The organism is Pseudomonas sp. UBA4617, from assembly GCF_002386445.1.
Classification (GTDB): Bacteria; Pseudomonadota; Gammaproteobacteria; order Pseudomonadales; family Pseudomonadaceae; genus Aquipseudomonas.
Window position 1 is genome coordinate 32,981 of sequence record NZ_DGIR01000009.1, and the last position, 22,518, is coordinate 55,498.

17 protein-coding genes, 1 pseudogene and 1 riboswitch are annotated in these 22,518 nt (G+C 61.7%); of the genes and pseudogenes, 15 read left to right on the forward strand and 3 right to left on the reverse strand.

Features of this window, described 5'->3' with window-relative positions:
* The first annotated feature begins 21 nt into the window (after nt 1-21).
* Genes B4L76_RS02385 through B4L76_RS02395 form a run of 3 tightly spaced genes read left to right on the forward strand, consistent with a single transcriptional unit; the run spans nt 22 to nt 7,657 of the window.
* The gene (locus B4L76_RS02385; protein ID WP_296230231.1) at nt 22-2,763 is read left to right on the forward strand and encodes a type VI secretion system Vgr family protein; all 2,742 of its coding nucleotides are present in this window, start codon (nt 22-24) and stop codon (nt 2,761-2,763) included.
* The gene (locus B4L76_RS02390; protein WP_296230234.1) at nt 2,760-7,298 is read left to right on the forward strand and encodes an RHS repeat-associated core domain-containing protein; all 4,539 of its coding nucleotides are present in this window, start codon (nt 2,760-2,762) and stop codon (nt 7,296-7,298) included. The genes B4L76_RS02385 and B4L76_RS02390 overlap by 4 nt, the downstream gene beginning before the upstream one ends.
* Before the next feature lie 2 nt (nt 7,299-7,300).
* Nucleotides 7,301-7,657: a hypothetical protein gene (locus tag B4L76_RS02395; protein ID WP_296230236.1), complete on the forward strand. Its 357-nt coding sequence runs from the start codon at nt 7,301-7,303 to the stop codon at nt 7,655-7,657.
* 277 nt (nt 7,658-7,934) lie between these two features.
* On the opposite strand, the gene calA is transcribed toward B4L76_RS02395, so the two are convergent.
* On the reverse strand, nt 7,935-8,987 hold the full coding sequence (calA, locus tag B4L76_RS02400) for a vanillin reductase (RefSeq protein WP_296230238.1): 1,053 nt from the start codon (nt 8,985-8,987) through the stop codon (nt 7,935-7,937).
* A 180-nt stretch (nt 8,988-9,167) separates the two neighbouring features.
* On the opposite strand from calA, the gene B4L76_RS02405 reads away from it, so the two are divergent.
* A complete protein-coding gene (locus B4L76_RS02405; protein WP_296230240.1) occupies nt 9,168-10,073 on the forward strand; it encodes an AraC family transcriptional regulator in 906 nt (301 codons plus the stop codon).
* Between the two features lie 35 nt (nt 10,074-10,108).
* Here the strand turns inward: B4L76_RS02405 and B4L76_RS02410 are convergent, their stop codons facing one another.
* Nucleotides 10,109-10,705 carry a TetR/AcrR family transcriptional regulator gene (locus B4L76_RS02410; protein ID WP_296230242.1) on the reverse strand — a complete coding sequence of 199 codons (597 nt, stop codon included), beginning with the start codon at nt 10,703-10,705 and terminating at the stop codon, nt 10,109-10,111.
* A 93-nt stretch (nt 10,706-10,798) separates the two neighbouring features.
* Here B4L76_RS02410 and B4L76_RS02415 point away from each other — a divergent pair, with 93 nt between their 5' ends.
* Nucleotides 10,799-11,395, forward strand: a complete 597-nt coding sequence (locus tag B4L76_RS02415; protein WP_296230244.1) for an NAD(P)H-dependent oxidoreductase — start codon at nt 10,799-10,801, stop codon at nt 11,393-11,395.
* A gap of 1 nt (nt 11,396) precedes the next feature.
* Here the strand turns inward: B4L76_RS02415 and thpR are convergent, their stop codons facing one another.
* Nucleotides 11,397-11,942, reverse strand: a complete 546-nt coding sequence (thpR, locus tag B4L76_RS02420; RefSeq protein ID WP_296230245.1) for an RNA 2',3'-cyclic phosphodiesterase — start codon at nt 11,940-11,942, stop codon at nt 11,397-11,399.
* Between the two features lie 158 nt (nt 11,943-12,100).
* Between thpR and lpxO the strand changes: the two genes are divergently transcribed.
* From lpxO to B4L76_RS02470, 10 genes and pseudogenes are all read left to right on the forward strand, one after another.
* The gene (gene lpxO, locus B4L76_RS02425; protein WP_296230246.1) at nt 12,101-13,000 is read left to right on the forward strand and encodes a lipid A hydroxylase LpxO; all 900 of its coding nucleotides are present in this window, start codon (nt 12,101-12,103) and stop codon (nt 12,998-13,000) included.
* A 133-nt stretch (nt 13,001-13,133) separates the two neighbouring features.
* Nucleotides 13,134-13,478: a carboxymuconolactone decarboxylase family protein gene (locus tag B4L76_RS02430; RefSeq protein ID WP_296230247.1), complete on the forward strand. Its 345-nt coding sequence runs from the start codon at nt 13,134-13,136 to the stop codon at nt 13,476-13,478.
* 78 nt (nt 13,479-13,556) lie between these two features.
* Nucleotides 13,557-14,126, forward strand: a complete 570-nt coding sequence (locus B4L76_RS02435) for a GNAT family N-acetyltransferase (protein ID WP_296230248.1) — start codon at nt 13,557-13,559, stop codon at nt 14,124-14,126.
* A 123-nt stretch (nt 14,127-14,249) separates the two neighbouring features.
* Nucleotides 14,250-15,416, forward strand: coding sequence for a DUF1624 domain-containing protein (locus B4L76_RS02440; RefSeq protein ID WP_296230249.1), 1,167 nt, complete (start codon nt 14,250-14,252; stop codon nt 15,414-15,416).
* 27 nt (nt 15,417-15,443) lie between these two features.
* Nucleotides 15,444-15,640, forward strand: a riboswitch (cobalamin riboswitch).
* A gap of 111 nt (nt 15,641-15,751) precedes the next feature.
* On the forward strand, nt 15,752-16,762 hold the full coding sequence (locus tag B4L76_RS02445; protein ID WP_296230250.1) for an ABC transporter substrate-binding protein: 1,011 nt from the start codon (nt 15,752-15,754) through the stop codon (nt 16,760-16,762).
* On the forward strand, nt 16,762-17,778 hold the full coding sequence (locus B4L76_RS02450) for a FecCD family ABC transporter permease (RefSeq protein ID WP_296230251.1): 1,017 nt from the start codon (nt 16,762-16,764) through the stop codon (nt 17,776-17,778). The genes B4L76_RS02445 and B4L76_RS02450 overlap by 1 nt, the downstream gene beginning before the upstream one ends.
* The gene (locus B4L76_RS02455; protein WP_296230252.1) at nt 17,775-18,563 is read left to right on the forward strand and encodes an ABC transporter ATP-binding protein; all 789 of its coding nucleotides are present in this window, start codon (nt 17,775-17,777) and stop codon (nt 18,561-18,563) included. The genes B4L76_RS02450 and B4L76_RS02455 overlap by 4 nt, the downstream gene beginning before the upstream one ends.
* A 19-nt stretch (nt 18,564-18,582) precedes the next feature.
* Nucleotides 18,583-19,919 (forward strand): annotated as a pseudogene (locus B4L76_RS02460) (OprD family porin).
* A 318-nt stretch (nt 19,920-20,237) separates the two neighbouring features.
* Nucleotides 20,238-20,717: a hypothetical protein gene (locus B4L76_RS02465; protein WP_296230253.1), complete on the forward strand. Its 480-nt coding sequence runs from the start codon at nt 20,238-20,240 to the stop codon at nt 20,715-20,717.
* Between the two features lie 79 nt (nt 20,718-20,796).
* Nucleotides 20,797-22,368, forward strand: coding sequence for a sensor domain-containing diguanylate cyclase (locus B4L76_RS02470; protein WP_296230254.1), 1,572 nt, complete (start codon nt 20,797-20,799; stop codon nt 22,366-22,368).
* The last annotated feature ends 150 nt before the right edge of the window (nt 22,369-22,518 follow it).

Consider the following 22,518-nt stretch of genomic DNA (forward strand, 5'->3'; position numbering starts at 1 on the left):
GGATGAACAGCAGGAGTCTGCATGAGCAACTTGAACGATGTACGTTTCACCTTCAGCACGCCCGCCGATGAGGCAATAGCATTTGATGTGGTGTCCTTCGAATTGAAGGAAGGGATCAGCGAACTGTACCGACTGGAAATCGAACTTGTCAGCTTCGCCGACGACGCCGACTTTGCCACCCTCCTCGACCAGCCTGCTGCTTTGACCATCTGGCAACAGGATGAGGCTGTGCGCCATGTGCACGGCCTGATCAGCAGCTTCGAGCAAGGCAGGACTGGCCACCGCCGCACCCGCTACCGCGCCGTGATCGAACCACAACTGGCGCGCGCCGGCCTGCAATCGGACTGGCGCATTTTCCAGCACCGCCCGGTCCCGCAGCTGTTGGAGGAACTGTTCCGCGAACGCCAGTGGGGCACGTTGGCCCAGTACATGGTCAACCCGCACCAAAGCCGTGAGTTCTGCGTGCAGGCCGGCGACCTGGACCTGGACTTCTTCTGGCGCCTGTCAGCCGAGGAAGGCCTGATCTCGATCTTCGAGCACAGCGAAGGCAGCCATGGCGTGGTGCAGGCGGACAGGATCAACCAGTTCGGCAGCCTGGAAGGTGAGCCGGTGCTGTACGTCGCCAACCGTGGCGGCACCGAGCAGCAGCCCTGCCTGCACCATTTTGCCTACCGCGAGCAGGTGCGCAGCAGCCGCCAGGTCCAGCGCGACTACACCTTCACCCACCCGCGCTACAACCATGAGCACACCATGCTCCCTCAGGAGAGGGGCAATCAAAGCAACGATTACGAACGTTACGACTACCCTGGCCGCTACAAGCACGACAATGCCGGCAAACCATTCACCCAGACCAAGATCGATGCGTTGTTCAGTGATGCACGCGTGGCCGAGGTCGAAGGTGACGATGCCCGTCTGCAGCCGGGTATCGCCTTTCAGCTGAGCGGCCATGCCCGCGAGGACATGAACATCCTTTGGCGACCGCTGCATATTACCCACAAGGGACGCCAGTTCACCGCACTGGAAGAGGACGCGGCTGAGGCCGAGGTCGGTACGTCCTACTCACTCACCGCCACCCTGATTCCTGCACAAGTCGAATGGCATGCCCCTGCCCGCCCCAAACCGGTCATCGAAGGCCCGCAGATGGCCAAGGTGGTCGGGCCGCCCGGTGAGGAAATCTACTGCGACGAGCATGGCCGCGTGCGGGTACAGTTTCCCTGGGATCGCTTCGGCCAGGACGATGACAAGAGTTCCTGCTGGGTGCGGGTCACCCAGGCCTGGGCCGGTGCCACCTGGGGCCAAATGGCCATTCCCCGCATCGGCCAGGAGGTAGTGGTCAGTTTCCTCAACGGCGACCCCGACCAGCCGATGATCACCGGTCGCAGCTATCACATCGTCAACCGCCCACCGTACCGACTGCCCGAGTTCAAGGCCGTCAGCCCGATCCGTAGCAAAGAGCACCACGGCAAGCGCCATAACGAACTGCGCCTGGACGACACCACCGGGCAGATCAGTGCGGCCTTGATGAGTGATCACGATCACTCGGCACTGAATCTCGGCTACCTCACCCATCCCCGCCATTTTGGCGGCAAACCTCGTGGGCAAGGTTTCGAACTACGCACCGATACCCACGGCGTGGTGCGTGCGGGTGGCGGGCTACTGTTGACGACCGAAGCTCGCGCTCGCGCCAGCGAACACCATACAGACCTCGCCGAAACCGCCGAGCGCCTGAAGGCCGCTCAGGAATACCACACCACCTTCGCCAGTGAAGCCCGCGACCACCTTGCCCAGGAAGGCGGCGATCAGGATGAAGTGGGCGATGCCCTCAAGGCACAACACGACGCCATTCGCGGTAGCGGCGGCAACCCTGACGCCAATCGCTTCCCTGAACTGGCCGATCCGCAACTGGTACTCGCCAGCCCAACCGGCATCGCCACCAGCACCCCAGAATCCACCCATATCGCCAGCGGTGAACACCTGGGTTTGAGCACGGGCGGCCACACCAGCATGGCCATCGGCAAACGCCTGCTGATCAGTGCCAGCCGTGGCGTGCGGCAGTTCGTGCAGAGCATGGGCTGGCGTTTGGTGGCCGCTTCCGGCGACATCGACCTGCGTGCCCTGAAGGACAACATCAACTTGCTGGCCAAGCTCAAGGTCAGCGTCACCGCCGAACGCATCACCCTCAGTGCCAAGGAGGAACTGGTGATCCAGGCCGGTGGCAGCAGCACAATCTACAACGCGGGCGGCATCGTGCATGCCACGGCAGGCCAGTACACCGCGTACGCGACTGACTTCATCTACAAAGGCTCGAAGAGCGAAGCAGCAGCGTTTCCCGACGAGATCAAGGCGGGCCAGGGCAATCTGGAACTGTTTCAGCACTATGCGAGCCGCCATGCCTACGAGATGGCGGACTACCGCGTCGAAGACGCATTGGGTCGGGTGTTCACAGGAAAGCTGGATAGCGAGGGCTTCGCCAGCGTGGCAGGGCTCGCCGCCGGACCGGCCAAGGTGACATTGGGCAAGGATCCGACTGATACATGGTCGCCAGCGAGCGAGATCAAACAGTCTGGCGATGCCGCCATTAGCTCGAAAACCGCCGAGCTCGCAGCCAAGGCGGCGGAGCAGGTTGCAACTGCAGTTCTCTCGAATGCCGCCCCCCCAAATGCCTCGGTAGCCAAGGGACTGCTCAATCAGCCTCTGATGAACCGCGCCTCCAAAGAACTGGAGATGTTAGTCACCGCCGCCGTGGGGAAAACAAGACGATGACCGCACCTTCCGCACGTCCACACGAGACGGCCGTCGCGCCTATCAGAGAGATCCCCCCGGAAGACATTGAAGAAAGTGCAAACAATGTTGACCTCTGGCTCAGGCAACTCAGCGAAAACAGGCTGACCCTCGCCGATCTGAAGATGGCTGCTGAGTTCATTCCCATCGCTAACAACATCATGGCGGCTGTTGACGCCGTCAGCGATATGATCACGCTCGCAGAGAACAAGAACAGGACGTTGCTCGACTGGGTCAGCCTCGGCATAAACCTGATCGGTGTAATTCCAGTCCCTCCCGTTATGGCCTTTGCAAGAAAGAGCCTAAGGCCTGCCCTTCACCTAGCCAAGCAGCAGGTCAAAGCAAATCCGAAAGCAGCGATCGGCGAAACCATAGTAACCGTCCTGACCGGGCACCTGAACGCAACGATCCTCGGCGAGTTGGAGAACTTCGTCACCTTCGCAGAAGCCGAACTGTCGCAAATGCTTGCGAAAAGCGGCGCGTCTGCGAAGGCAATGATGCTTACGATCGCCAAGGGTATCGACGACTTCCTGAAAGGACAATTGAAGCATGCGCCGGCAACCAAAAGCGACGAACTTTCGTGGCTGGAGGAGATTGCAAAACATGCGACGCTTCCCCTGGAAGTCGCTACCGTTGCGGCGCTCAATAGCTTATCGAGACTGATCCCCCCTTACATAAAAGCCATTGGCTTCAAATACGTTGCATTACTTCGACACCTTGCTACCGAGGTGGAGGAAAGTCTCAAGGACCTTGGCAACGCTCAAGTAGCCAACAGCATTGGCCACATCCTGTTAATGCTGCGAAACGCCGCTGGGCGCAAACGTGCTCAGCTCAATACCAGTGTTCCTCCAACCGGCATAAGGCAAGCCAGAGGGGTTAGCCGCCAGAATGAACTGGGCGCGATCAACAGGCAGCCTGGCCCGAGGCAGGATGCAAAGCCCGAGAAGAATGGCGCCTGCGCTAGTACATGCCACAACATCACTTTCGCGCGCGGCTCTGAACAGTTGATTCACACTGATTTTACGCTTCTTGGATCCTTCACAGTTTCTTGGGCACGCAACTACCGATCCAGTCAGTCCGCCCTTGACGGCGGCCCATTGGGTGCACGATGGATATCTCCCTACACTGTCTACTTTGAAATCACCGATGAAGCACTGTGCTACCAGGCTGCTGATGGTCGTTCCCACAGCTACCCACTGCCCAAAGTCGGAAAATTCCATCATGACCCCGTCGAAGAAGTCGTACTCGTTCGGACGGGCGAGCGAACGCTTTCACTCGCCAGAGGACATGCGCTAGAAGAGCAGTATGAGCGGGTCGGCGACATTTTCAGGCTCATCTGCATACGCCAGCGCGGCGGAGCCAGCATCGCCCTCCACTACGAGCATTTTCATGAAGGAACCCAAGTCCTCTCTGATCTGCTGACCTATCAGAACGACCAGCCCCATCAACACGTCCAAACTCAACTTGATCGTACCGGACGCATCGAGAGCTTGTGGTTGATGAAGGCTGGAGAGCCGGTTCGACAGCTGGCCGCCTATCGCTATAGCGACGATGGTGACCTGATAACTGCCCTGGATGAGCATGGCAGGCAGTGGAACTACGAGTATCGGCATCACTTGATCACCAGGTACACCGACAGGACCGGCCGGGCAATGAACCTGGCATGGCTGGGTGAAGGGCCGGATGCCAAAGCCGTTCACGAATGGGCAGACGATGGCAGCTATGAGGTGCGCCTGGAGTGGGACAAGCACATCCGCCTTACCTACGTCATGGACGCCCTGGGCAACGAAACCAAGCACTACTACAACATTCAGGGCTACACCTATCGCATCGTCCACCCCGACGGCAACGAGGAATGGTTCTTCCGCGACGATGCCATGAACGTGGTCCAACATGTGCACCGCGACGGCAGCGTTGACCACTATGCCTACGATGAGCGCAGTAACCTGCTGCAGCACACTCGTCCAGATGGCACCTCGGTCCACCACGCCTACGATGACCTCGACCAACGTTTTAAAACACGGGATGCCGAGGGGGGATTATGGCGATATGACTACGACCAACGCGGCAACATCATCGAAACCACAGACCCACTGGAGAACAAGACCCAGTACACCTACAACAGCGACAACCTGCCCATTGCCATCACCGATGCCAACGGGGGCGAGAAAAAGCTCACGTACAACCACGACGGTCAGCTGGCTAGCTACACCGACTGCTCTGGCAAAAGGACTCAGTGGAAGTACGACGCGCTCGGCCAACTTACCAAGCTTATCAACGCTGCCGGTGAGGTAACCGAGTATCACTACGACGCAGGGCACCTCACCAGTGTCGTCCATCCGGACCAGACCCGAGATCGCTTCGAATATGATGCTGAAGGCCGGCTGCTCAGCTTCACCGACGCTCTGCACCGCCGTACCCGCTGGGACTATAACGAAGCCGGGTTGATTCATCAGCGCCACAACCCCAACGACACCACCCTCACCTACCACTGGGACAAGCTCGGCCAACTGGTGCGCCTGCGCAACGAGAACAACAGCGAAGCAACCTTCGCCTACGACCCCGTAGGCCGCTTGCTCAAGGAGACAGGCTTCGACAAGCAGGCCACCGACTACCTCTACGACAACGGCAGTGACTTGCCTACCCGTCGCCTCGACGGCGACCGCATCACGCACTTCGACTACGACCCCATGGGCCGTTTGGTCGAAAGCAACGCTGGGCAGCGTGGCGGCAAAGAGTGGGAAACCGAAACCTTCGCTTACGACGGCAACGGCAGACTGCTGCTCGCCGAGAACAAGGACTGCAAACTGCAGTGGTTCTACGATCTTGCGGGCAACAATACCCGTGAGCACCAGCACTTCAAGTACATGCAGCAGCCGAAGGTCGCCGTCTTCACCCACGAATACGACGCCCTCAATCTGCGGGTCGCCACCACGCGGCCTGATGGCCATAGGGTCAGTTGGCTCACCTATGACAGCGGGCACCTGCTTGGCCTCAAGTTTGATGATCGCGAACTGCTCAGCTACCAACGCGATGACCTGCACCGGGAGATTGGCCGCGAACAAGGCAATGGCCTGATTCAGCGTCAAACCTGGACTGCGAATGGTCAATTGCTCGAACAAACCTTGGCGCACCGTGGTGCCACCAGACGCATTGCGGCTCGCAATTATCGATACGACGAAAGCGGCCAGCTTACCCATGTCAACGACCTGAACCGGGGTGACACGTACTACCGTTACGACCCAGTGGGCCGACTGCTCGAAGCCACCCACAACTACAGCAAGGAGACATTCGCCTTCGACCCGGCGAGCAACCTGCTGGATCCCGACGCGCCGCCTGGACCGAACCCGCACTCACCGCGCAAGATCAACGACAACGTACTCCGCAGCTACTGCGGCACTCAGTATCGATACGACGAGCGCGGCAACCTGCTGGAGCGGATCGAGAACGGCAAGACAGGTCATTTCACGTGGGACCTCTACAACCGGCTGCGGCGTTACGAAGATGATCGGCTGATCGTCAGTTTCGCCTATGACGCATTGGGCCGTCGTCTATACAAGAACTCACGCGCCAAGTACCGGGATCGGCCTCAGGCAGGGCCATTGTGGAACGAGAACGCTCGACGGCAGCGGGATGAGGAACTGGGCTGCGGATTCACCTGGTTTACCTGGGACGGCGACACGCTTGCCACGGAGTGCCGTGATCAGAAGGAACGGGGCGGCAGCACCACTCACTATGTGTTTGAGCCAGGGACGTTCATACCTGTAGCCCAAGCTGTGACCAATACTGTCTTGGACCTCCTGCCACAGCCCCTGTATGGAGATCATTACAGCATCGATAGAGATCCGATCTGGCTGCACAAGCCCAAAGCAGGGCCGATTGAAGCGTTTGTTTGGTATCAATGCGATAAGCTCGGTACGCCTATGGAGCTGACTGACGAAGATGGGCGGATAGACTGGAGCGGAGTTTATAAGTCTTGGGGATTTGCTAAAGAAAAGCTAAGTGACAAAGCTGGATTGGTGGATATTGGAAATCAGTTGCGCTTTCAAGGGCAACACTTTGATATTGAGACGAATTTTCACTATAATCGACATCGATACTATGATCCTAGGACGGGCCGCTTTATTGGAAAAGACCCGATAGGATACGCAGGCAGCCTGAATTTATATAGTTATGCACCGAACCCTTTGGACTGGATTGACCCCTATGGACTGGCAAAAAATAGAGGCCGCATCCAGGCCCAAGGCGCAAAGCTCGAAGAGTCTGTGTCTTGGAATCAAGATACTCCAGTGACAGCGGCTGATGGTAAAAGAATGCTGACTGAATTGAAAGAAAAGCTAAGCGGTCGTGATTTAAATATGAGATCTGAGGCATTCACCAAGGCTGAACGATATATCGACGATGCGTGCAAGTGTGGCGGGGTAAGCGCCCAGGCGAGCAAATCATTCAAGGTTCGCGATACCAAGGGTGAACGGGTTGACATTGAAGTTATCACGGGAAGTGCATTTGAGGAATAATCATGTACGACGACTATCTTACTTGCCAAGAAACCTACATAGCCCTTGAGAATTTATTCTTAGACGAATTCAGATCTTTTGCATCTAAAAATATTAAATCCAAGAACTTTTCGACACCTTTTTACACAACAACATTCAACAATGGCCAGCGATTCGCGGATGCAAATCCTATTTTCTCTGTTCGGGACGTGGAGGGAAACAGAGTCATGCGAATAGTGATTAACGAGGACGAAAAGGAGCTTTCAATATTTTTTAAACCCACTGATTTTGGTGATGAGACTGTGGTATTCGGAGGAATTATCAATTTAGAGCAAATGTTACAAGTTATGAGGGAGTGGGCAGTACAAGCTATCCAATGATGAGAGGATGGATCCTCCCTTCAGCCAGGAGTCGGGTAGCAGTACTTTGAGTCCTGGCGCTATTAGCTGGATGCTGGTACTCGTAATGCAAAATGGGTCGTTGCATAATAAGGGGCGAATCGAATGCCACCAGCGTTAGACAGCACTAAGTACACCCAACTCAACAACTTCGTGCGGCACGAGCGCTGGGCAAATGATTTTTCAATGGTATTTCTGAAACACAACAGCTCTGCGGAAGCGGGTGTGACCGCGACGAGGCTGCTAAGCAGCCGTTCGGTCAGCCCTCGAGTGTGGCCATGTCGATGACGAAGCGGTACTTCACATCACCGGCAATCATCCGCTCGTAGGCCTGGTTGATGTTGCGAATATCCAGCAATTCGATATCGCAGCGAATGCCATGCTCGGCGCAGAAATCCAGCACTTCCTGGGTTTCGGCGATCCCGCCGATCAGGGACCCCGCCAGCACCCGACGCTTCAACACCAGATTGGCCGCATGCAGCGCGGGGTCGATCGGTTCGATCAGGCCCACCAGAATATGCACACCATCGAACTTCAGTGTTTCCAGGTAGGGGTTGAGGTCATGCTGGACCGGGATGGTGTCAAGCAGGAAATCGAACCGCCCGGCAGCCGCGCGCATCTGCTCGGCATCGGTAGACACGATCACATGGTCGGCGCCCTGGCGACGCGCCTCGTCGGCCTTGGCCTGCGAACGGGTGAACAGCGTGACCTCGGCGCCCAGGGCCTTGGCCAACTTGATGCCCATGTGGCCAAGGCCTCCCATGCCGAGAATGCCGACCTTGTGGCCAGGGCCGACGCCATGGTGCTTCAGCGGCGAATAGGTGGTAATGCCAGCACACAGGATCGGCGCGGCGCTGGGCAAGTCCATGCCGGCCGGAATGCGCAGCACGAAGTGCTCGCTGACCACGATACTGCTTGAGTACCCGCCCATGGTATTGCTGCCGTCGACCCGGTCCGGGGTGGCGTAGGTCATGGTCGGGCCTTCCAGGCAGTACTGTTCCAGGTCCTTGGCACAGGCTTCGCAATGGCGACAGGCGTCGACCATGCAGCCGACCCCGACCAGGTCACCGACCTTGTGCGCAGTCACTTTGTCGCCCACTGCGGTGACGCGGCCGATGATTTCGTGGCCAGGCATTAGTGGGTACACGGCAATGCCCCATTCGTTGCGTGCCTGGTGGATGTCCGAGTGACACACGCCGCAATACAGGATCTCGATGGCGACATCGTCCGGGCGTGGGCTGCGGCGCTCGAAAGTCATGGGCGCCAGGGGGCTGGTGGGAGTCTGGGCGGCATAACCGATGGCGGTGTACATACAGGGCCTCGCTGTGAAGTGAAACGATTCAGGCGGCGCATTTTGCGCGCCATGTACCGCCCCGCCCATCGCTGATCCTCCGGCATTCATGCCTGATTCTCCGAAGATGTCCTGCCGCAGCTGGCGCGCCGCCGCCAATCTGCGATGATCAAGCTGTCTGATTCTCTGCCTTGGTTCACCATGCAACTGACCCGATACGTCGACGCCAATGCGCCGCTTTGCGCCCTGATTCGCCGCCTCGCCATACACCCGGGCTTCGTACCCACACACCTGCCCCAGGTGCAGGTATTGAGCTGGGACCATTACGTGGCCAGCAGCCCGCAGATCTACGAACCCAGCCTGATGATCCTGGCCCAGGGCAGCAAACTGGCACGCCTGGGGCTACGAACCCTGGAGTACGGCGCCGGGCATTATCTGGTGCAGGCATTGTCGGTGCCGTTCATGTGCGAAACCTTTGCCACCCCCGAAGCGCCCTTGCTGGGCGTGGCGGTGCACATCGACCGCGGCGTGCTCGGGGAGTTGGTGCAAAGCATGGATCTGGCCCCGGATGCAGCGGTGCAGGCACAAACGCCGCAGTCGATGACTTCGGCGGCGCTCGATGCGCCGATGCGTGAATGCGTGGAACGCCTGTTGCACTGCCTGCAGGACCCGCTGGATGCCAAGGTGCTGGGGCCGGCGCGGGTACGCGAGGTGCTGTATACCGCCTTGCGTGGCCCCCAGGCGGGCGTATTGCGGGCATTGGTCGAGCAACAGGGGCATTTTGCCCGCATTGGCGCCGCCCTCGCCCACCTGCGCGAGCACTACGCCGAGCCGCTGAGCGTGGAGGCGCTGGCCGCGCGTGCCAACATGAGCGTGTCGACCTTTCACGAGCATTTCAAGCGCTGCACTGACATGGCGCCGATGCAATACCTCAAGCGCCTGCGCTTGCTCAAGGCCCAGCAGATGCTGATTGGCGAAAGCCTGGGGGTGGCCCAGGCGGCCCACCGGGTGGGGTACCAGAGCACCTCGCAGTTCAGCCGTGAATACAAGCGCCAGTTCAACCGCAGCCCAGGCGACGAATTACCCTATCAAAGCTTGCCGGTTTGAGGCGATGGGCTGTGCCGCCGGCCAATCTCGATCCGTCACTGGCGCTCGACCATCGCCATGATGGCGGCCTGCAGTTCGGCCTTGGCCGCCTGTGCTTCCAGTTCTCCCGCCGCAGCCGCCTGCGACAACGCATCCGCTGCCCCCACCAACAGGCGCATGCCGGCAGCCCCGACGGTACCGCTGGGGGAAAAGCCGGCCAGCGCTTCCCGACACTTGTCGAGAAAGGGCTGCTCATAGGCCCGCTTGAGCGCTTCCATCTCCGGCGACCCGGCCAACGCGGCCGAGACGCCGGGTATTTCCACCCCCTGGCTCATCACGCAGTCGACGTAGGCCTCGGCTATCACCCAGGCGCGGCTGGCCAGGCTGGCATCACAGCGCGCCAGAGCCTGTTCCAGCATGCGCGACTGGCGGGCATCGTATTCCTGATACAGCGCCACCAACAGCCCGGTACGGGTTTCGAAATGGTCGTAGACCACCGGCTTGGTCACCCCCGCCTGCTCGGCCAGACGGCCCAGGCTGAGGGCATCGGTGCCCTCCTCGCGCACCAGCTGCCAGGCCACATCGAGCAACTGGCGACGGCGCTCGTCACGGCTCAGGCGCTTGCGCGCTCGGGTTGGATCATCGCTTGACATCGCTTACCTACCAAAAGTAACTTACTGAACGTAACTTACCTTGAGTATATAGAGCTGAAGGTAACCCTGCATCCTCATCCAGGAGAATTCACCATGCACGCCCTGATCGTTGTCGGCCATCACGACCCGCAATCCCTGACCCACGCCCTGGCCCGGCAGGTGGCCGATGGCCTCGCCCACGCAGGCCACAGCAGCGAAATCGCCGACCTGGCCAGTGAAGGTTTCGACCCGCGTTTCGGCCTGGCCGACCATGCCGTGCACCGTCGGCTGGCTGCCCCGCCGGCAGATGTGCGCAAGGAACAGGCCCGCATCGAACGCGCCGATGCCCTGGTGCTGGTGTACCCCATCTACTGGTGGTCACTGCCGGCCTTGCTCAAAGGCTGGGTTGAGCGGGTGTTCAGCAACGGTTGGGCGTTCGACTATGACGGCAGCTCCACCGTGAAGAAATTGCGCGGCATGAAGGTGCACCTGGTCGGCGTCGCCGGAGCCGACCGCGGCACCTTCGAACGACATGGCTATGGCGAAGCGATGCGCGTGCAGATCGAGCACGGCATCTTCGACTACTGCGGTGCCAAGGTGCTCAGCTCGACCCTGCTGGAGGACAGCGAAGGGCTGGACCCCGCCGCACACCTGCGCACGGCCCATAGACTGGGTGAACGGTTGTTCGTGGATTGCGAAGTGGCAGCGTGAGTCAGTGGGCCAGCGACCATTGCGCCAACGGCCAGTAGGCGCCCTTGCGCGACTCGTAGAGGGTGAGATGGCGGGCAGCAAGGTAGAAATCCGGCATACTGCTGGCCTCTGGCGGCTGGCCGCGAAAATCCCTGGCCAGTGTCAGGTGCGGGCGATAGTCGCGGCTGGCCGCTTCCACCCCTAGCGGCAGCAGCACTTGCTGCAGGCCGTACACCAGGTGCAACAGCGCCGTAGGGGTTTGCTGAGCCTCCAGCACCAGGGCGCCGGCCCGCTGCCATACCTGCAAGCGGTCCAGTATCAGCCGTGGTGCCGCAGCCGGCAGCGCCAGCTGGTCGACCGCCGCGCAGATCGCCGGCACCTGGGCGGCATCCACATCGCCGAGAAACAGCAGCGTCACATGGAAGTTGGCGGCCGGCACCGGCTTGCCGCTGCGCAGGTTCAGGCCGCGTCGCCATTGGGCCAGTGCCCGGCGCTGGGTATCACTTACCGGCAAGGCGAAGAACAACCGCTTGAAGGGGGTGCCAGTGCCACGTACATCCTGAATCATGGGAACTCCCGAACATGAAACGTTTGCGCAAGGCTAGAGGGTATTACACCTAAGTCGCCCGGGTGTTTCGTAACAATAGGTACAAACTGCCCCCATGATTGTTTATGCTGGCTGGCTAATGCCATGGCGCATGGCCATTTTTCGACAAGTAAACGTCCATGAAAATTGCACTCGTACTCCTCTTTGCCCTCTCGATCGCCTATGTTCACCTGCGCGGTCGGGTTCGTCACAAGCTGACCCGTCAGCTGGGCGACCACTCCAGTTTTCTGGCCCCGGTCAACAGTTTCCTGTACCTGTTCTCCAGGCACCCGGCCAAGCCTTACCTGCCGGTAGAAGCCTTCCCGGAACTGCAGACGCTGCAGGACCACTGGCAGGAAATCCGTGACGAGGCGCGCCAACTGTTGCATGTCGGCGAAATCAAGAAATCCGACAATTACGATGATGTCGGTTTCAATTCCTTCTTCAAGACCGGCTGGAAGCGCTTCTACCTGAAGTGGTACGGCGAAAGTCACCCGTCGGCGATGACCCTGTGCCCGCGCACCACCGAGCTGCTCAAAGGCATCGGCACGGTCAAGGCCGCGATGTTCGCCACCCTGCCACCGGGCGCCAGGCTGGTGCGTCACCGTGACCCGTATGCCGGCTCGTACCGCTACCACCTTGGCCTCGACACGCCCAACGATGACGGTTGCTACATCGACGTGGACGGCGAAAAATACTCCTGGCGCGATGGTCAAGGTGTGGTGTTTGACGAAACCTATATCCACTACGCGGCCAACACCACCGAGCACAACCGCATCATCCTGTTCTGCGACATCGAACGCCCGCTCAAGTACCGCTGGGCAACCGCGTTCAACCGCTGGTTCAGCCGCAACGTCATGGCAGCGGCCGCCGCGCCCAACGATGCTGGCGACAAGACCGGTGGCATCAACCGGCTGTTCACGCGTATCTACAAAATCCGTGAACGGGGCAAGGCGCTGAAAAAACGCAACCGCACCCGCTACTATCTGGAAAAGTGGGCGTTCGTCGCCGCGCTGGTACTGGTATTTATCTACATCTGACTGGCAGTCGGGCGCTTGCAGAAGCGGCCTTGCTGGGCCGCTTCAAAGCCCGCCAGCACCAAAGTACAAGTCTCACTTCCCGCGCTTCGACTAGCCTGAAAGCTCCATTCGCAACCTTACCAAGGTGAAGACGATGAGCATGATGGACTGGGACGCCTACCGTAAGCAGTTGATGGCCGGCATCGGCGATCTCAAGCAACTCTCCCCCGACACCGTTGCCGGCTACATGACCGCCAGCGGTGCGGGTGCCAAGACCAGCCACCTGGACGCCAAGACCCGCGAGCTGATCTCCCTCGCCGTGGCCGTGACCACCCGCTGCGATGGCTGTATTGCCGTGCACTCGCAGCAAGCTGTCAAGCACGGGGCCAGCCGCGAGGAAATCGCCGAGGCTCTCGGCGTGGCCGTAGCGATGAATGCCGGTGCCGCGCTGGTGTACTCGGCGCGCGCCCTGGACGCGGTGGGCAAGGCCACCGACTGAGCGCAACCGGCGCCGTCGCCCTTGCGCGACGGCGCCGCGCCCACCAGACTGGGCAGCCCAGCCCATTCAGGTAGCCGCATGATCCACATCCGCCCCATGACAGCCAAAGACTTCGACCACTTCTGGCCCACCTTCCAGGCTGTAGTCCAGGCCCAGGAAACCTATGCATTCGACCCGGCGTTGAGCTTCGACCAGGCGCGCCAGCTGTGGCTGGAAATACCGTTGCGCACGCTGGTCGCCGAGGCTGATGGCGAATTGCTTGGCTCCTATTACCTCAAGCCCAACGCCGCCGGGCCTGGGGCGCACGTGGGCAATTGCGGCTATATGGTCTGCGAGCGCGCCCGTGGCCGGGGTGTGGCGCGGTTGATGTGTGAACATTCGCAGAAACTGGCACGCCAGGAAGGCTTTCTGGCGTTGCAGTTCAACTCGGTGGTTGCCACCAACGAAGTGGCGGTGGCGCTGTGGCACAAGCTCGGCTTCGAAACCGTTGGCCGTTTGCCCAAGGCCTATCGCCATGCCAGCCTCGGGCTGGTGGACTGCCTGGTGATGTACAAGTGGCTCGCTGATGAACCGGTAGTGGAAAAACCGCCGCTGCTGATCGGGCGCAAGAATATCGAGGCGCGGGTTTCGCGGCGACGCGGGCGCTAAGCGCTTCTTGCCGAACCGGCCTGCCCGCGAACAGGCCGGCACGGGCAAAAACCTCTACCAACCTGGGAGCAATTAGTTATAAGATAACGTTTCATTTGACATCCATTCCTACAGCGACCCGCCATGACAAGCGCCAGTGCCACCCCCACCCTGCTCACCCAGCGCCTGCAGAGCATCGATGCCCTGCGCGGCCTGGTGATCCTGTTCATGCTCCTCGACCACGTGCGCGAGACCTTTTTCCTGCATCGTCAGGTCAGCGATCCGATGGCCATCGACACCACCGAGCCCGCGCTGTTCTTCAGCCGCACCCTGGCCCACCTGTGCGCACCGGTGTTCGTCCTGCTGACTGGCTTGTCGGCCTGGCTGTATGGCGAGAAGCACCAGGGCCGCGGCGATGTCTCGGCATTCCTGTTCAAGCGCGGTCTGTTCCTGGTGGTGCTGGAATTCACCCTGGTCAACTTCGCCTGGACTTTCCAGCTGCCGCCAAGCGTCATCTACCTGCAGGTGATCTGGGCCATCGGCATCAGCATGATCGCCCTGTCGCTGCTGGTGTGGCTGCCACGTGGCGCGCTGATCGGCCTGGGCGCAACCCTCGTCGCGGGGCATAACCTGCTCGACACTGTGCACTTCGATGTCGGATCTGCCCTGCATGTCCCTTGGGCGATCCTGCATGATCGGGGCTGGTTGGAAGTCTCCGACAACCTGCGCCTGCGCACCTCCTACCCGGTACTGCCGTGGATCGGCGTGATCGCCCTGGGCTATGGCCTGGGCCCCTGGTTCGCCCGCAGCAGCGATCCTGCTCAGCGCCAGCAGCGCTTGCTGCGGTCCGGCCTGGCCGCGTTGCTTGGCTTTGTCGTGCTGCGCCTGTTCAACGGCTACGGCGAGGCACCGTGGAGCCTTTACCCTACGCTTACGCAAACCCTCATGAGCTTCTTCAACATCACCAAGTACCCGCCCTCGCTACTGTTCCTGGCACTCACCCTGGGTTGCGGCCTGCTGTTGCTGCGCGCTTTCGAACGCGCCGGCCAGGCGCGCTGGATCAATGGCCTGGCGATATTCGGCGCGGCGCCGATGTTCTTCTACCTGCTGCACCTGTATGTGCTGAAGCTGCTGTACCTGGCCAGCGTGGCGCTGTACGGCCGCAACCAGGGTGACTACTTCGGTTTCGATGGCATCACTGCCGTATGGCTGGGGGCGGTGCTGCTGGCGGTTTCACTGTACCTGCCAGTGCGCTGGTTCGCCCGGCTCAAGGCGCGGCGGCGTGACATCGGCTGGCTGAAGTACTTGTGAAAAGCGTTTCACCTGGCGGCACGATGGTCTACCATGCCGGCCGCCGGTTTCCATCACGGAATCAATAGGGAATCCCAGGCCCAAGCAACGGGCCAAACGGAACTGCCCCCGCAACTGTAGGTGCCGAGCCTGCTCCACCAATGCCACTGGGTCGTTGACCCGGGAAGGCCGGAGCCAGGCCATGACGCATCAGTCAGGAGACCTGCCGGCCTACATTCACCAACCGGCGGGGTGTCCGGGATTGGCCATCAGTGTTGCCCCTGCAGTCAGCAGGGGCCCGGCGATGCCTGTCCGTGCGTTCCTCACCCGAACTGTCCGATAGGAGATCGCCCAGCATGCTGCCCCGTTTCGCCACCCTGCTTGCCAGCCTCGGCCTCACTGGCCTGGCCCAGGCCGCAGCCACCCACTATCCGCTGACGATTGATAACTGCGGCAAGCCGCAGACCTTCGTCCAGGCACCGGAACGCGTCGTCACCATTGGCCAGGCCAGTACCGAAATGCTCTATGCGCTGGGGCTGGGCGACCGGCTGGCAGGCACCTCGCTGTGGTTCAACAACGTACTGCCCGAGTACCAGGCACAGAATGCCAAGGTGCCGCGCCTGGCCGACAACGAGCCCAGCTTCGAGGCGGTGGTCGGCAAGCGCCCGCAACTGGTGACGGTGCAGTTCGAATGGATGGTCGGGGCCCAGGGCGCGGTAGCCACCCGCGAACAGTTCGACGAATTGAACATCCCCACCTACCTGTTGCCATCGGACTGCGAAGGCAAGGACAACCTGGTCGGTGCCGATGGCACCCGCCTGCAGGCATTCCAGGTCGACAGCATCTACAAGAGCATCAACCAGCTGGCCGAGATCTTCGATGTCCAGGCGCGCGGCAGTGCCCTCAACGCCGAGCTGAAAGGCCGCCTGGACAGTGCCAGGGCACAGCTGGCCGGCAAGGACCTGTCCACCACCTCGGCGCTGTTCTGGTTCTCCAGCGCCGACCTGGGCATCGCACCCTACGTAGCGGGCCGTCAGGGTGTTGCCGATTTCATGCTGCGCACCCTCGGCGTGCGCAACGTGGTGACGTCCACCGAAGAATGGCCGACCGTAGGCTGGGAAACCCTGGCCAAGGCCAACCCCACCTGGCTGATCATCGCCCGCATGGACCGTCGCCGCTACCCCGCCGACGACTATCAGAAGAAGCTGGCATTACTGCACAGCGACCCGGTAACCCGCAACATGGAAGCGGTGCGGCAGAACCGCATCATCATCCTCGATGCCGACGCCATGCAGGCTGGCATCCGCCTGTTCAGCGGCCTGCAGACCTTGTCCGCCGCCTTCGCCAGCGGTAACGCAGGCCGGTGATGATGCGTCTGTCATTCTCCGTGGCGATGGCCCTGGCGGCACTGCTGTTGGCCGTGCTGGCCGGTACCGCCATCGGCGAGAGCAACCTGGCACCCACTGTGGTCGCCCAGGTCCTGGCCAACCAGCTGTGGCAGGCCGGCTACCCGGTCGACCCGATCGATGCCGGGATCGTCTGGAATTACCGCCTGACCCGTACCCTGGTTGCCGCGGCCTGCGGCGCCGGCCTGGCCACCTGCGGCGTGGTGCTCCAGGCGCTGTTGCGCAACCCGTTGGCCGAGCCCTACCTGCTGGGGTTGTCCGCCGGCGCCTCGACCGGTGCGGTGCTGGTCGGCTTGCTGGGCTTCGGTAGCCTGGCGTTGAGCATGTCCGCCGGCGCCTTCCTCGGCGCCCTGGCAGCGTTCGCCCTGGTGCTGGTGCTGGCGCGCATGGCCGGCAGCGGCAGCGGCAACGCGCAGGTCATCCTTGCCGGCATCGCCGGCTCGCAACTGTTCAATGCCCTCACCGCGCTGCTCATTACCATGTCGGCCACGGCCGAGCAGGCGCGCGGCATCCTGTTCTGGCTGCTGGGCAACCTCAGCGGCGTGCGCTGGCCTTCGGTGTGGCTGGCCATGCCAGTGGCATTGTTCGGGCTGCTGGTGTGTCTGTGGCACCGCCGCACACTGGATGCGTTTACCTTCGGTGCCGACTCGGCAGCATCGCTGGGCATACCGGTACGGCGTACCCAGTTGCTGCTGATCAGTTGCGCAGCCCTGGTCACCGCCGTCATGGTATCGATCGTCGGTGCCATCGGTTTCGTCGGGCTGGTGATTCCCCATGCGCTGCGCTTGCTGCTCGGTCCACGGCACAGCCGACTGCTGCCCGCCAGCGCGCTGGGTGGCGCACTGTTCCTGATCGCCGCCGACATCCTGTCGCGTACCCTGATTCCTGGCCAGGTGATCCCCGTGGGTGTGGTTACCGCACTGATCGGCGCACCGGTGTTCGCATTGATCCTGGTCAGCCGTCGGGGGCGCCCATGACCGCCATGACCACTGTGGATTTCTCGCCCCTGAGTTGCCAGGGCCTGGGCCTGCAGCTTGGCGGCAATGCTGTGTTACACGAGATAGACCTGCACGTCGTCGCGGGCGAAACGCTGGGCATCATCGGCCCCAACGGCTCCGGCAAATCCTCATTGCTGAAGGTGCTTGCCGGGCTGCGCAAGCCAGGCAGCGGCAGCGTGCAGTTACTGGGCGAACCGCTGGTGCAGTTGCCCCGCCGGCGTATTGCGCAGGCCCTGGCGCTGGTCGAACAGCAGGCCGACACCCTTGATGCCATCAGCGTATTCGACGCCGTTGCCCTCGGCCGCACCCCCTGGCTGTCGGCACTGGCGCCGTTCTCGCGGGAAGACCAGGCCATCGTCGAACAGGCCTTGGCCGACCTCGACGCGCTGCACCTGCGCACGCGCCTGTGGGGCTCACTGTCCGGTGGCGAACGCCAGCGCGTGCACATCGCCCGCGCCCTGGCGCAGCGGCCGCAGGTATTGCTGCTTGACGAGCCGACCAATCACCTGGATATCCAGCACCAGCTGAGCCTGCTGCACCAGGTGCAAGCCCTGGCGGTCACTACCTTGGTGGCGCTGCATGACCTCAACCAGGCGCTTACCTGCGACCGCCTGGCGGTGCTCGACAAGGGCCGTCTGGTTGCCCTTGGCAAACCACTCGAAGTACTGACGCCCGAGCGCCTGCTGAGCACCTTCGGCGTGCATGCCCATTACCTCACCGACCCCTTCGACGGCGCGCGCATCCTGCGTTTCCGCGCCCCTTGAACAGGAAGTTCTACGCATGATGCGCCCTGTTGCCCTGCTGCTCGCCAGCACCCTGCTGGCCCCGTTCGCGCTTGCCGATTCGGCACAATCGCAAAGCAACGGTTTTTTCGCAGATGGCCGTTGGAACCTGCTCAACCGCAGCGTATTCGACCAGCGCGACTACCGGCACGGTGGCCGCAACAGCGCAGCGCGCAATGCCTACAAGCCGCGCAATGAACGTAACGGCAAGGCTGAGGAATGGGCCTATGGCCTGATGGCGACCTTGCAGTCCGGTTTCACCCAGGGGCTGATCGGCGTCGGGGTCGATGCCCATGCCTACCTGGGCGTGCAGCTCGACAGTGGTGGCGGGCGGGCGGGCAAGGCGCGCCTGCTCGCGGTCACTAACGACGGGCACCCCAAGAGCAATTACAGCCGTGCCGGTACGGCACTGAAGCTGCGCTTGTCCGATACCGTGCTGTCCTACGGTGAGCAGAGGGTCAAGACCCCGGTGTTCAGTGCTCCGACAGCCGCCTGTTACCCGAGACCATGACCGGCCTGTTGCTCACCAGCAATGAACTCGACCACCTCAAGCTGGTAGCCGGGCACTTCACCGAGGACACCGACCGCAATGCGTCCAGCCATCATCAAGGCTTCGTGGTGAACTATTCCAACGGCCGCCAGGGCAACAGCTTCGACCTGGCTGGCGTGGTGTGGGACCCCGGCGCCGCTTTGCGCGGCAGCCTCTACACCTCACGCTACCAGGACAGCTGGAACCAGCATTATCTCGGCGCTACCTTCAGCCACGCCCTGGACGAACACCGCAGCATCAGCCTGGACCTCAACCTGTATCGCACCACCGACACCGGCAAGGCGCTGTCCGGCCGCATCGACAACACAACCTGGAGCCTGGTCTCGCGCTACGACCAGGGGCCGCACGGTTTCAGCCTGGGCTGGCAGCAGGTACACGGCAATACGCCGTTCGACTACGTGACCCGTGGGGCGATCTACCTGGCCAACGCGGTACAGATGTCGGACTTCAACGCGCCGAACGAGAAATCGTGGCAGGCACGTTATGACCTGAACATGGGTGCCTACGGCGTGCCGGGTCTGAACCTGACCGCGTTGTACGTGCGCGGGTTCGATATCGACGGCACCCATGTCGACCCGGCGGGCGGTTACGCCTACCTGGGGTATGGCAAGGGTGGCAAACATTGGGAGCGCGACCTGGAAGCGCGCTATGTGGTACAGAGTGGCAAGGCCAAGGGCACCGCGTTTTCGCTGCGGCATAACCTCCATCGAGGAAATACCGCCCAGGCGGAGCTGGACGGGGACCAGATCCGCCTGGCCGTGGAATGGCCATTGTCGGGTGCGTTCTGATCGGCCCCGTCAGCTGAACCGGGGCTGCCATGCACCCAACTGGCAGCAGGCTGCAAGCGCCACTGCGCCCGCTCCTGCGCCGCCATGGCCTGCACCATCTCGGCAAATGTGCGCTCATGTTCCGCACTGACATTGGCGAACGCCCGGTAATCGGGGCTCACAGGTCCTTGCGGTGTTCGAATTCGTCCAGGAGTTTGACGAGGCATGTTCTGACCCGCCAACGCCGCCATCCGCGCACGTGAAGGCAGATGACAGGGTCGTCGTGGCCCGGCCGACATCGGTATAATCCCCGCTCTCACTGCCCGACCAGGCCACACCATGCCGCGTCTTCTCCCGTTGTTGTTACCCCTGCTGCTGACTGCCGCCCTCACCGCCTGCGACCAGAAGCCCTCGCGTGAACAGCAGATCCTGGCCCAGCTGCCCCTGCAGGACGCCTACGCGCACAACATCGCACGCATGGCAGCACTGCTCGGCCGCAGGCACCCGCAGCTGTCGCAGGCGACCATCGAGGATGTGCTACGCAAGCACCTGACCGTCGAAGACCAGCGCCAGGACCTGTTCCGCCTTTACAGCGAGAAGAACTTCAGCGACGCCGAGTTCGCCACCATCGTCGAGGCCACCCAGGATCCGGCCAAAGCCCGCGCCCTGGAAGACACCGAAGCAGGCAAGCGCCTGGGCGAGAAGCTCACTGCCCTGATGCGCGAGACGGCCCGCGACGTGAAAGTCCAGGCCCTGGCCGAGCAGCGCATGCAACAGGTGGAAGACGAACTGGAAGCGCTGGAGAAGACAGGCTCGTGAATACGGTTTCCCATCGCGCTCATAACGCGTAAGGTTATTCCTGTTTCGTAGCTGCTTATTCCATTATTCGAGGTCAGGATTGCCAAACAGCAAGCACGGATTGCGCCTGGATCTACGCACCCTCATCCTGGTGCTCTGCGCCCTGACCGCCTTGGTCATGCTGTGCGCCAGCTATTTCGCCAGCTATCGGGTGCAGCGCCAGCTATTGATCGATCACGCCCTGGAAGCCAACCGGGTGTATGCGACGAAGCTGGCCAGCATCACCGAGACCTTCATCAGCAATGCCCAGCAACAGTTGTCGTTCAGCGCCGGCGTGCAGGGGCGGCAGCTGGCTGATGCCCTGGCGCTGCAAGTCGAAACAGAACGCGTGCTGAGCCAGAGCATGGCCTTCAACTCCACCTTCGTGCTCGATGCCGACGGGGTGCTGCTGGCCATTTCCCCGGCGTCACTGCGGCACCTAGTTGGCAGCCGCATGCACTCACCCGGTGTCCAGGAAGCGCTGAATGCGCGCAGCCCACTGGTGTCGACGCCCTACATATCGGCGGCCAACAACCTGGTAGTGGCCTTGTCGCACCCGGTTTTCGACAGCAAAGGTGGCTACCGGGGCTACGTTGGCGGCAGCTTGTACCTGCGTGAGCGCAACATCCTCAACAGCCTGCTGGGCGAACATTTCTACAAGGACGGCTCGTACCTGTACGTGGTCGACCGCAACCGTCGCCTGCTCTATCACCCCGACGGCAGACGGGTGGGCAAAGTGGTTGAAGGCAATGCCTTGATCGACCAGCTGGCGACCCTGGGCAATGGCACCCGCCAGCTGACCAACAGCAACGGAGTGGCCATGGTTGCCGGTTTCGCTACCGTGCCCAGCGCCGGCTGGGGCGTGGTGGCCCAGCAGCCGCTGGCGCAGACCGTCGCGCCGCTGAACCGGCTGATTCTGAACGTAGTGGGCACCTCGGTACCCTTGGCGCTGGTCGGCAGCCTGTTGCTGTGGTGGCTGGCCATGATCATTGCCCGGCCACTGTGGCAACTGGCCGCCGGCGCCCGCTCGATGGACCGCGCCGGTACTGCCGAGCGCCTGCATCGGGTGTCGGCCTGGTACTTCGAGGCTGCCCAGCTCAAACGTGCGCTGCTGTTCGGCCTCAACTTGTTGCATGAGCGCATCGGCCGGCTCAACCGCGACGCGCAGACCGACCCGCTGACCGGCCTGGGCAACCGTCGCAGCCTGGAGTTCAGCTTGTCGTTGCTGGAAGCCGAAGGTCGGCCGTTCGCCGCCATTGTGCTGGATATCGACCATTTCAAGCGGGTCAATGACAACCACGGCCACGAAGTAGGCGACCAGGTGCTGCGCCGGCTGGCAGAGCTGATGCGCCGCTGCTGCCGCGAGGGTGACCTGCTGTGCCGTACCGGCGGCGAGGAGTTTCTCATGCTGCTGCCCGGGGCCAGCCTGGACGTGGCGGCGGTAGTGGCCGAGCGGCTGCGGGTGACGGTGCAGGATACGCCGGTCGAGCCGGTGGGGGCGGTGACGATTTCGCTGGGAGTGGCGCACTGGGAAGGCGAGGCTGGTGGAGAGCCGGGGTATGTGCTGAGTGCCGCAGACCGGGCGCTTTACCGGGCCAAGCAGGAGGGGCGTAATCGGGTGGTCGTTGGCTGATCATCTTGATTCTCCCGCGAATGCTCGGTGACGACAAAGATGCAAGCTGGAGAGCAATTTACAAGATCAACAAACGGCTGGTATCAGTCGAGCACGGTACAAGCTGGTGCTGACAGTTCGCTGACCGCGCCTCCCATTGGAGTCTGAGAT